Consider the following 10,736-nt stretch of genomic DNA (forward strand, 5'->3'; position numbering starts at 1 on the left):
GGCCCGGGCGGGGCCCGCCCCCGCAGATGAACCCCGCACACGTGTCGTCCGTGAGCTTGGGTGGTACCCGCCGGAGACCCACCCACCCACAGGTCTAAACCAATCGGCCGACGGCCCTTGTCATCATGGGTCCTGGTCTGATGAGCTGTGGCCCGGGACACAACGGACACCCTGGGAAAGGGAGATGTCGTGAGCAACGAATCCTTGGCCAACCTGCTGAAGGAAGAGCGCAGGTTCGCGCCGCCCGCCGACCTGGCCGCGAACGCCAACGTCACCGCGGAGGCGTACGAACAGGCCAAGGCTGACAGGCTCGGCTTCTGGGCCGAGCAGGCCCGCCGACTGACCTGGGACAAGGAACCGGCCGAAACCCTGGACTGGACGAATCCGCCGTTCGCGAAGTGGTTCCAGGACGGCAGGCTCAACGTGGCGTACAACTGCGTGGACCGGCACGTCGAGGCCGGACACGGCGACCGCGTGGCCATCCACTTCGAGGGCGAGCCCGGCGACGGCCGCGCCATCACCTACGCCGAGCTCAAGGACGAGGTCTCCAGGGCCGCGAACGCGCTGCTGGAGCTGGGGGTCCAGGCCGGCGACCGGGTCGCCGTCTACATGCCGATGATCCCCGAGACCGCGGTCGCGATGCTCGCGTGCGCCCGCATCGGCGCCGCGCACTCCGTGGTCTTCGGCGGCTTCTCGGCGGACGCTCTCGCGAAGCGCATCGAGGACGCCGACGCCCGTGTCGTCATCACCTCCGACGGCGGCTACCGCCGCGGCAAGCCCTCGGCGCTCAAGCCCGCGGTCGACGACGCGGTCGAGCGCGTGGACAACGTGGAGCACGTCCTCGTCGTCCGCCGCACCGGCCAGGACGTCGCCTGGACCGAGGGCCGCGACGTGTGGTGGCACGAGATCGTGGGGCGCCAGTCCGCCGCGCACACGCCCGAGGCGTTCGACGCCGAGCACCCGCTGTTCATCCTCTACACCTCGGGCACGACGGGTAAGCCGAAGGGCATCCTGCACACCTCCGGCGGCTACCTCACCCAGGCGGCGTACACGCACCACGCCGTGTTCGACCTCAAGCCCGAGACCGACGTGTACTGGTGCACGGCCGACGTCGGCTGGGTGACCGGCCACTCGTACATCGTGTACGGACCGCTGGCGAACGGCGCGACGCAGGTCATGTACGAGGGCACGCCGGACACCCCGCACCAGGGCCGCTTCTGGGAGATCGTGCAGAAGTACGGCGTCACGATCCTCTACACGGCGCCGACGGCGATCCGTACGTTCATGAAGTGGGGCGACGACATCCCCGCGAAGTTCGACCTGTCCTCCCTGCGCGTGCTGGGCTCGGTCGGTGAGCCGATCAACCCCGAGGCGTGGGTCTGGTACCGGAAGCACATCGGCGGGGACAGGACGCCGGTCGTGGACACCTGGTGGCAGACCGAGACCGGCGCGATGATGATCACGCCGCTGCCGGGTGTGACCGCGACCAAGCCCGGTTCCGCGCAGACGCCGCTGCCCGGCATCTCCGCGACCGTGGTGGACGACGAGGCGAACGAGGTGCCGAACGGCGGAGGTGGCTACCTGGTCCTCACCGAGCCGTGGCCGTCGATGCTGCGCACCATCTGGGGCGACGACCAGCGGTTCATCGACACGTACTGGTCGCGGTTCGAGGGCAAGTACTTCGCCGGTGACGGCGCCAAGAAGGACGACGACGGCGACATCTGGCTCCTCGGGCGCGTCGACGACGTGATGCTCGTGTCCGGCCACAACATCTCGACCACCGAGGTGGAGTCGGCGCTCGTGTCCCACCCGGCGGTCGCGGAGGCGGCCGTGGTCGGCGCGGCCGACGAGACCACCGGGCAGGCGATCGTGGCGTTCGTGATCCTGCGGGGCACGGCCGCGGAGACCGAGGACCTGGTGGGCGAGCTGCGCAACCACGTGGGTGCGACCCTCGGCCCCATCGCCAAGCCGAAGCGGGTCCTGCCGGTGGCGGAGCTGCCCAAGACCCGCTCCGGGAAGATCATGCGTCGCCTGCTGCGTGACGTGGCGGAAAACCGGCAGCTCGGTGACGTCACGACGCTGACGGACTCGACGGTGATGGACCTGATCCAGGCGAAGCTGCCGGCGGCGCCGAGCGAGGACTGAGCACAGCAGAAATCGGACTGAGCACGGCGGCGGAAAAGCCGACCACGTTCGAACGGTCCCGAAGGGGGCACCCGGCACCACACCGGGTGCCCCCTTGGCGTCCCGCCCATCAGTCGTCACACCGGACACCCGGAATGCGAACTTCACGGAAAGGATCCCGCCACACCTTAGGTAAGCTAAGAACCTCATCAACAACGCGACAAGATCCTCAAGGTGCGCCGGGAAGTCTGGTCGGCATGTGCTTCGTCCTGCCCACCGACCGGAGGTCCCCGCCATGGCCGCCCCTCGTCCCTCCAGCAGCACCCGCAAGTTCCTCGGGCGTCTCTCACTACCCGAGCGGAACTTCGTCGCGGACGCGCTGCGGACGGAGACGGTCGGCGGTGTGCTGCTCCTCGCGGCGGCGATCACAGCGCTGATCTGGGCGAACGTGCCCGCCCTGCACGACAGCTACGAAACCGTGCGCGACTTCCATCTGGGGCCGGGCTCCCTCGGCCTCAACCTCCCCGTCGAGCACTGGGCGGCCGACGGACTGCTCGCGGTCTTCTTCTTCGTCGCGGGCATCGAGCTCAAACGCGAACTGGTGGCCGGTGACCTGCGGGACCGGAAGGCCGCCCTGCTCCCCGTCGCCGCCGCGCTCTGCGGGATGGCCGTACCCGCGCTCGTCTACACGCTCACCAACGTCCTGGGCGGCGGCTCGCTCGCCGGCTGGGCCGTGCCCACCGCCACCGACATCGCCTTCGCACTCGCCGTCCTCGCCGTCATCGGGACCTCGCTGCCCTCCGCCCTGCGGGCCTTCCTCCTCACCCTCGCCGTCGTCGACGACCTGTTCGCGATCCTGATCATCGCCGTCTTCTTCACCTCCGAGATCGACTTCGTCGCGCTCGCGGGCGCCTTCGTCGGCCTCGTCGTCTTCTGGCTGCTCGTCAGGAAGGGCATAGGCGGCTGGTACGTGTACATCCCGCTCGCGCTCGTCATCTGGGGGCTGATGTACAACAGCGGCATCCACGCCACCATCGCCGGTGTCGCGATGGGGCTGATGCTGCGCTGCACGAGGCACGAGGGCGAGGCCCACTCCCCCGGCGAGTACATCGAGCACCTCGTACGACCCCTGTCGGCAGGCCTCGTCGTGCCGTTGTTCGCCCTGTTCAGCGCGGGTATCGCGGTGTCCGGCGGTGCGTTCGGCGAGGTGTTCACCCGGCCCGAGACGCTCGGTGTCGTCCTCGGGCTCGTCGTCGGCAAGGCGATCGGCATCTTCGGGGGCACCTGGCTGACGGCCCGTTTCACCAGAGCGTCGCTCAGTGAGGACCTCTCCTGGCCGGACGTCTTCGCGGTCGCCTCGCTGGCCGGCATCGGCTTCACCGTCTCGCTGCTCATCGGCGAACTCGCCTTCGACGGCGATCCGGAGCTCACCGACAAGGTCAAGGCCGCCGTGCTCACCGGCTCCCTGATCGCGGCCACCCTGGCGACCGTGCTGCTGAAGGTGCGGAACGCCAAGTACCGCTCCCTGTACGAGGCGGAGGAGCGCGACGAGGACCTCGACGGCATCCCCGACATCTACGAACAGGACAACCCCGCGTACCACCTGCGCATGGCCGAGATCTACGAGCACAAGGCCGCCGAACACCGGAGGCTTGCCGAAGTGGCGGGCAGGGCAAGCGAGGGGGACGACGGTCCGGCATGATCTGACAGGACCGTACAAAACCGCAGGACGCGAGGGAGACTTCGATGAGCGCACCCGACGGCAGCCCGGTCGGCGCCGAACGCAGCATCGGCCAGCTGTTCGCCACGGCGACCACCGAGATGTCCGCGCTGGTGCACGACGAGATCGCGCTGGCGAAGGCCCAGCTCAAGCAGGACGTCAAGCGCGGTGCGGTGGGCGGCGGGGCGTTCGCGGCCGCCGGGGCGGTGCTGATCTTCTCCCTGCCGATGCTCAACTTCGCCCTCGCGTACGGCATCCGGACCTGGAGCGGCTGGAACCTCGCCGTCTGCTTCCTGCTGTCGTTCGCGGCCAACGTGCTGGTCGCCGGGCTCCTCGCGTTGCTCGGGGTCGCCTTCGCCAAGAAGGCCAAGAAGGGGAAGGGCCCGCAGAAGGTCGCCTCCTCCATGAAGGAGACGGCGGGCGTCCTGCAGAACGCCAAGCCGCACCCCCGTCGGCCCAGCCCGGCCGACGCCCCCGTCGAGGCTGTGGCACGCTCGTCCTCATGACGGACCCCGCCACCTCTTCGGACACACCGGCATCCTCGGCTTCCTCGGACTCACCGACCTCGCCGGCCTCCCCCTCCACCACGTCCTCGGGGACCGCCGCGGCGCCACCCGCCTCGGTCCTACGTCCGGACGTGCCCGGCGGGAAGGTGGCGCACCGGGACGTCGCGGCCAACGGTGCGCGCTTCCACATCGCCGAACTGGGTGACGGACCGCTGGTCCTGCTGCTGCACGGTTTCCCGCAGTTCTGGTGGACCTGGCGGCACCAGCTGGTCGCGCTCGCCGACGCCGGCTACCGGGCCGTGGCCATGGACCTGCGGGGCGTCGGCGGCAGCGACCGTACGCCCCGGGGCTACGACCCCGCGAACCTCGCGCTCGACATCACCGGAGTCGTACGGTCCCTCGGCGAGCCCGACGCCGCGCTGGTCGGCCACGACCTCGGCGGTTACCTGGCGTGGACGGCGGCCGCGATGCGCCCCAAGCTCGTACGGCGGCTCGCGGTCGCCTCGATGCCGCACCCCAGGCGCTGGCGCTCGGCCATGCTGCGGGACGCCAAGCAGACCGCCGCCGGCTCCTACATCTGGGGCTTCCAGCGGCCCTGGATCCCCGAGCGGCAGCTCACCGCCGACGACGGCGCCCTGGTGGGCCGCCTGGTGCGGGACTGGTCGGGGCCCCGGCTGCCGGACGACGAGGCCGTGGAGACGTACCAGCGCGCGATGTGCATCCCGTCGACGGCGCACTGCTCGATCGAGCCGTACCGGTGGATGGTCCGCTCGATGGCCCGCCCGGACGGCATCCAGTTCAACCGACGCATGAAGCGCCCGGTCCGCGTGCCCACCCTGCACCTGCACGGCTCGCTGGACCCCGTGATGCGCACCCGCAGCGCGGCCGGTTCCGGAGAGTACGTCGAGGCCCCCTACCGCTGGCGTCTGTTCGACGGCCTCGGGCACTTCCCGCACGAGGAGGACCCGGTCGCGTTCTCGACCGAACTGATCAACTGGCTGAAGGATCCCGAACCCGACCGGTGACCGTCCGGATGCACCAGTGACCGTCCGGATGCGCGCCAGGCGACCGAATGGGGAACACCTGTCCTAGGAACGGCCACATGCCTGGCGCATAGGCCGATTGGGGGGCTCAGGGGCGGTTATCGACCTTGGGGCGGGGGCACACGTCGGGGTATGGGCTGGACGCACGACTACAGTGACGCAGCACGCACCCGCCGCTCGGCCGCGGGCCTGAACTCCCACCAGAGGGGTGCCCCGCAACTCACGGGCACGGACCCCCGGCTGGGAATCCCGCGCATTCTGCGCCGCCGGGCCCGCTGGGTCTCGGCGCGGCTGCGCCATCCGCGCCCCTGACCTTCCACCACCGCTCGCGTCGGCCCTAGAGGGCGCAGCTGTCGCTGTCCACCTGCTGGCTGGCCGTACGGCCCTTGGTGATGTCCTCCTGGACCTCGTCCACCGTCAGGGCGTACCCGGTGTCGGGGTCGTCGAGGGACTTGGCGAAGACCACGCCGTACACCTTGCCGTCGGGCGTGAGCAGCGGGCCGCCGGAGTTGCCCTGGCGGACGGTCGCGTAGAGCGAGTAGACGTCACGGCTGACGGTGCCGCGGTGGTAGATGTCCGGGCCGTTGGCGTCGATGCGGCCCCGCACGCGCGCGGGACGCACGTCGTACGCCCCGTTCTCCGGGAAGCCCGCCACGATCGCGCCGTCGCTGCTGGTGGCGTCCCTGGTCGAGAACTTCAGCACGGGCGCGTTCAGGTTGGGCACGTCCAGTACGGCGATGTCGCGCTCCCAGTCGTAGAGGACGACCGTGGCGTCGTACTTGCGGCCCTCGCCCCCTATCTGGACGGTGGGCTCGTCGACGCCGCCGACCACGTGCGCGTTGGTCATCACGCGGCGCTGGCCGAAGACGAAGCCGGTGCCCTCGAGGACCTTGCCGCAGCTCTCGGCGGTGCCCACGACCTTGACGATGGACTTCTTGGCCTGCTCGGCGACCGGGCTGTTGGCCAGCTTCGGGTCGGGCGGCCGGACGTCTGTGATCTTCTCGTTCGAGAACGGGGTGAAGACCTGCGGGAAGCCGTTCTGCGCGAGGACCGAGGAGAAGTCCGCGAACCACGTGTTGGCCTGGTTGGGGAGGGTGCTCGACACGCCGTGGAGCACCTTGGAGCCCCGCACCTCCTTGCCGAGCGTCGGCAGTGTCGTCTGCGCGAGCGCAGAACCGATCAGCCAGGCGACCAGGAGCATCGCCACCACGTTGACGAGGGCGCCACCGGTGGCGTCCAGGGCGCGGGCCGGTGACCAGGTGATGTACCGGCGGAGCTTGCTGCCCCAGTGCGTCGTCAGCGCCTGGCCGACGGACGCGCAGACGATGACGACGATCACCGCCACGACAGCGGCGGTCGTGCCCACCTCCGCGTCGTCGGTGAGCGCGTCCCAGATGACCGGGAGCAGATAGACCGCGACGAGGCCGCCGCCGAGGAAGCCGATCACCGAGAGGATGCCGACGACGAAGCCCTGGCGATAGCCCACGATCGCGAACCAGACGGCGGCGACCAGCAACAGGATGTCCAGCACGTTCACTGCTTAAAGCCTCGCCTCGTCACCTTCGCGCCTTGCGGTCGCCCATCCCCGGCCGGAGGACGGCCCACCGCGCAGCGGCACACGAACGCGGCGTCCCCCGGAAAAACACAGCACGGGTGCCACCCTGTCATGCGCGCCAGTCGAGCGGGACCTGCTTGTCCCGGTCCCAAGGTCGCTCCCAGCCCGCGAAGTGCAGCAGACGGTCGATGATTCCGGCCGTGAATCCCCACACCAGGGCGGATTCGACCAGGAATGCCGGACCTCTGTGACCGCTGGGGTGGACGGCGGTGGCGCGGTTGGCGGGATCCGTGAGATCCGCCACGGGGACGGTGAAGACCCGGGCCGTCTCGTTCGGATCGACGACTCCCACCGGGCTCGGCACCTGCCACCAGCCCAGAACGGGCGTGACCACGAAGCCGCTCACCGGGATGTACAGCTTGGGCAGCGCGCCGAACAGCTGGACGCCGCTCGGGTCGAGTCCGGTCTCCTCCTCGGCCTCGCGGAGAGCGGCCCGCAGCGGCCCCTCGGCCTTCGGGTCGCCGTCCTCGGGGTCGAGGGCGCCGCCGGGGAAGGAGGGCTGGCCCGCGTGCGACCGCAGCGAGCTCGCCCGCTCCATGAGCAAAAGCTCCGGCCCGCGCTCTCCCTCGCCGAACAGGATGAGCACGGCGGACTGCCGGCCCGCGCCGTCCGCCGGCGGCAGGAACCTGCTCAGCTGCGGCGGCTCCACCGTCTCGACGGCGTGGACCACCGGGTCCAGCCAGCCGGGCAGGCCGTCCTTACTCAGCACCAGCTGCCCGTTGTGCGTGTTGCTCGCGTGCGTCATCGCCACCCCCGTCGCTCTGCCGATCCCAACGCACACGCCACCGCGGATCGTTCCACGGGTCCCTCGTGTGGGTGTCGCGCCATACGGGTCGTCATCCGGCCCCCAGCGCGGGTGCCGGGATCCCGCCCGCGTCCAGGTACGCCTGCGGGGGCTTGAGGCGCTGGCCCGGGAAGCCGCCCTTCTCGTACTTCAGGAGCTTCTTCGCCTTCTCCGGGTCCGTCTCGCCCTCGCCGTAGGCCGGGCAGAGCGGTGCGATGGGGCAGGCGCCGCACGCGGGCTTGCGGGCGTGGCAGATACGGCGGCCGTGGAAGATCACGTGGTGCGAGAGCATCGTCCACTCGCTCTTCGGGAAGAGCGCGCCGACGGCCGCCTCGATCCTGTCCGGGTCGGTCTCCGCGGTCCACCGCCAGCGCCGGACCAGCCGCTGGAAGTGCGTGTCCACGGTGATCCCGGGCCGTCCGAAGGCGTTGCCGAGCACCACGAAGGCGGTCTTCCGGCCGACGCCGGGCAGCTTGACCAGGTCCTCCAGCCGCCCGGGCACCTCCCCGCCGTGCTCCTCCACCAGAGCCTTCGACAGCCCCATGACCGACCTGGTCTTGGCCCGGAAGAAGCCGCACGGCCGCAGGATCTCCTCGACTTCCTCGGGGTTGGCCGCGGCCAGGTCCTCGGGTGTCGGGTACTTCGCGAACAGCGCCGGTGTCGTCTGGTTCACGCGCAGGTCGGTGGTCTGGGCCGACAGGACCGTGGCCACGATCAGCTGGAAGGAGTTCTCGAAGTCCAGCTCCGGGTGGGCGTACGGGTACACCTCGGCGAGCTCGCGGTTGATGCGGCGGGCGCGGCGGACGAGTGCGGTGCGCGACTCGGCCTCCGGGGGCTTCTTGGCTCGGGCCCTGCCGCCCGAAGCAGTCTTTTCGTCTGAAGCAGCCTTTTCAGTCGAAGCAGCTCTCTTGGCCGGAGCGGCCTTCTTCGCGGCGGCAGGCTTCGCGGCCGCCCCCACCTTTGTCGTCTTTGCCGTTTTCTTCGCTCCCGCAGGACCCTGTTCGCCCACAGCGGAATCGCGACGTACAACCACCCGTCCAGCTCCCTTGGCCTGCGCTCTCACCGGCGATTTGGACACCCGGTCAGCCTAAAGCCAGGCACCGACATTCGCCCCTGACCCACAAGATCGGCCGCCAATTGGACCCCTGCCGGGCAATGGGGCACACCTGTACGGCATCCTTGTGACAGATCACACTGTTTGGACCGTCCGGCAAAATGGGGAACACGGTCCCCTGGTACGACGGGGAGCAAGATCCCCTGAGCAGGTCGACAAGGAGAGAACTCGTGGACGACGTTCTGCGGCGCAATCCGCTCTTCGCGGCGCTCGACGACGAGCAGGCCGCGGAGCTCCGCGCCTCCATGAGTGAGGTGACCCTCGCGCGCGGCGACGCCCTGTTCCATGAGGGCGACCCCGGTGACCGCCTGTACGTGGTCACGGAGGGCAAGGTCAAGCTCCACCGCACGTCCCCCGACGGCCGGGAGAACATGCTGGCCGTCGTCGGCCCCGGTGAGCTCATCGGCGAGCTGTCGCTGTTCGACCCGGGCCCGCGTACGGCGACGGCCACCGCACTGACCGAGGTCAAGCTGCTCGGCCTGGGCCACGGCGACCTCCAGCCCTGGCTGAACGTACGCCCCGAGGTGGCCGGCGCCCTGCTGCGCGCGGTCGCCCGCCGACTGCGCAAGACCAACGACCAGATGTCCGACCTGGTGTTCTCGGACGTCCCCGGCCGCGTGGCCCGCGCGCTCCTGGATCTCTCGCGCCGCTTCGGCGTGCAGTCCGAGGAGGGCATCCACGTCGTGCACGACCTCACGCAGGAGGAGCTCGCCCAGCTGGTCGGCGCGTCCCGCGAGACGGTCAACAAGGCCCTCGCGGACTTCGCCGGCCGTGGCTGGCTGCGGCTGGAGGCCCGCGCGGTGATCCTCCTCGACGTCGAGCGCCTCGCCAAGCGTTCCCGCTGACCTCCGGTACACCGACGGGGTCCCGCCTCCTCAGGGGTGGGGCCCCGTTTCTGGTTTCCGGGCCCGGTTCCGGCGAAAACCACCTGTCCCGAAGGCCGCACCAGGGGCACAGTGGGCACATGGCCGGAAAAGAGCGCCCCAGAAGGCTCGACGGGGGCCGCAGAGGGCTCGACAGTCAGGGCTGCATCGAACGGGAGGGGTCCCTCGGGCGGATCGCCCACGCGTTCCGTCCCGTCGTCGCCACCGCACGCGACCGGATCCTCGACGTCTTCGGCGCCCGTCTGCACAGCGCGTACCTCTACGGCTCGATCCCCCGCGGCACCGCGCGCGTGGGACGCAGTGACCTCGACCTGCTCCTCGCCCTCCACCAGGAACCCACGGACGCGGACCGCGCGGAGGCACGCGCCCTCGACGAGGCGCTCGACAAGGAGTTCCCGCAGATCAACGGCTCCGGCACCCTGCTCTCCAGTCGTACGCGGCTACTGAGCGATCTGGAGCGGTACGACGGCGGCTGGTTCGTCGCCTGCCTCTGCACACCCCTCCTGGGCGAGGACCTCGCCGAGTTCCTCCCCCGTTACCGCCCGGACTCCCTCCTCGCGCGCGAGACCAACGGCGACCTGGCGCTGCACCTGGAGCGGTGGCGCAGGCGGGTCGAGGAGGTGACCGGAGGCGCGTCCGGCGACGCGGCCACCGACGACGCCCTCCGCTCCCTCGTGCGTGGCGCCTCCCGCCACCTCGTCCGCACCGGCTTCACCCTCGTCATGCCCCGCTGGAACGGCTGGACCAGCGACCTGCACGAGATGGCCGAGGTGTTCGGGAGTTACTACCCGGAGCGCGCCGGGCAGATGCGGTCGGCGGCCGACGCGGCGTACGAGCCGAGCCCCGACCCGGCCGTCCTGCGCTCGTACGTGGACGACGTCGGGCCGTGGCTCGCCGAGGAGTACGCGCGCGTGCACGGTGTGAAGACGCCCCGCCCCGACGACCC

At 70.4% G+C, this 10,736-nt stretch carries 10 protein-coding genes; 7 read left to right on the top strand and 3 right to left on the bottom strand.

Going from position 1 to position 10,736, the window contains the following annotated elements; all coding sequences use genetic code 11:
- Positions 1-147 precede the first annotated feature (147 nt).
- From acs to FNH08_RS52390, 5 genes are all read left to right on the top strand, one after another.
- A complete protein-coding gene (gene acs, locus FNH08_RS32945) occupies positions 148-2,145 on the top strand; it encodes an acetate--CoA ligase (protein ID WP_322725901.1) in 1,998 nt (665 codons plus the stop codon).
- Between the two features lie 274 nt (positions 2,146-2,419).
- The gene (gene nhaA / locus FNH08_RS32950; RefSeq protein ID WP_152775189.1) at positions 2,420-3,826 is read left to right on the top strand and encodes a Na+/H+ antiporter NhaA; all 1,407 of its coding nucleotides are present in this window, start codon (positions 2,420-2,422) and stop codon (positions 3,824-3,826) included.
- Between the two features lie 44 nt (positions 3,827-3,870).
- The gene (locus tag FNH08_RS32955) at positions 3,871-4,350 is read left to right on the top strand and encodes a phage holin family protein (protein WP_152775190.1); all 480 of its coding nucleotides are present in this window, start codon (positions 3,871-3,873) and stop codon (positions 4,348-4,350) included.
- Entirely contained in the window at positions 4,347-5,375 is a 1,029-nt protein-coding gene (locus FNH08_RS32960; protein WP_152775191.1) for an alpha/beta fold hydrolase, read from the top strand. Before FNH08_RS32955 ends, FNH08_RS32960 begins: the two co-directional genes overlap by 4 nt.
- A gap of 150 nt (positions 5,376-5,525) precedes the next feature.
- Positions 5,526-5,705, top strand: a complete 180-nt coding sequence (locus FNH08_RS52390) for a hypothetical protein (protein ID WP_152775192.1) — start codon at positions 5,526-5,528, stop codon at positions 5,703-5,705.
- 25 nt (positions 5,706-5,730) lie between these two features.
- On the opposite strand, the gene FNH08_RS32970 is transcribed toward FNH08_RS52390, so the two are convergent.
- The 3 genes from FNH08_RS32970 to nth all read right to left on the bottom strand — a co-directional run bounded on the left by FNH08_RS32970 (position 5,731) and on the right by nth (position 8,825).
- A complete protein-coding gene (locus tag FNH08_RS32970) occupies positions 5,731-6,930 on the bottom strand; it encodes a MarP family serine protease (RefSeq protein WP_322725902.1) in 1,200 nt (399 codons plus the stop codon).
- A 127-nt stretch (positions 6,931-7,057) separates the two neighbouring features.
- Complete coding sequence (locus FNH08_RS32975) at positions 7,058-7,753, bottom strand: NUDIX hydrolase (protein WP_152775193.1); 696 nt, start codon at positions 7,751-7,753, stop codon at positions 7,058-7,060.
- Positions 7,754-7,844: 91 nt separating this feature from the next.
- Entirely contained in the window at positions 7,845-8,825 is a 981-nt protein-coding gene (gene nth, locus FNH08_RS32980) for an endonuclease III (RefSeq protein WP_407704497.1), read from the bottom strand.
- A 251-nt stretch (positions 8,826-9,076) separates the two neighbouring features.
- Between nth and FNH08_RS32985 the strand changes: the two genes are divergently transcribed.
- Together FNH08_RS32985 and FNH08_RS32990 are read left to right on the top strand one after the other, a co-directional pair.
- Positions 9,077-9,751 (top strand): Crp/Fnr family transcriptional regulator, encoded by a 675-nt coding sequence (locus FNH08_RS32985; RefSeq protein WP_322725904.1) that lies wholly within the window; start codon positions 9,077-9,079, stop codon positions 9,749-9,751.
- Positions 9,752-9,870: 119 nt separating this feature from the next.
- Positions 9,871-10,736, top strand: an 866-nt coding sequence (locus FNH08_RS32990) for a nucleotidyltransferase domain-containing protein (RefSeq protein ID WP_152775194.1), incomplete at its 3' end; no start/stop codon positions are given.

The organism is Streptomyces spongiae, from assembly GCF_009377185.1.
Lineage (GTDB): Bacteria > Actinomycetota > Actinomycetes > Streptomycetales > Streptomycetaceae > Streptomyces > Streptomyces spongiae.

Bases quoted from the DNA above. Each gene is read 5' to 3' on its own strand.
- nhaA (WP_152775189.1), top strand. From the start codon at position 2,420: ATGGCCGCCCCTCGTCCCTCCAGCAGCACCCGCAAGTTCCTCGGGCGT.
- FNH08_RS32955 (WP_152775190.1), top strand. From the start codon at position 3,871: ATGAGCGCACCCGACGGCAGCCCGGTCGGCGCCGAACGCAGCATCGGC.
- FNH08_RS32960 (WP_152775191.1), top strand. From the start codon at position 4,347: ATGACGGACCCCGCCACCTCTTCGGACACACCGGCATCCTCGGCTTCC.
- FNH08_RS52390 (WP_152775192.1), top strand. From the start codon at position 5,526: ATGGGCTGGACGCACGACTACAGTGACGCAGCACGCACCCGCCGCTCG.
- FNH08_RS32975 (WP_152775193.1), bottom strand. From the start codon at position 7,753: ATGACGCACGCGAGCAACACGCACAACGGGCAGCTGGTGCTGAGTAAG.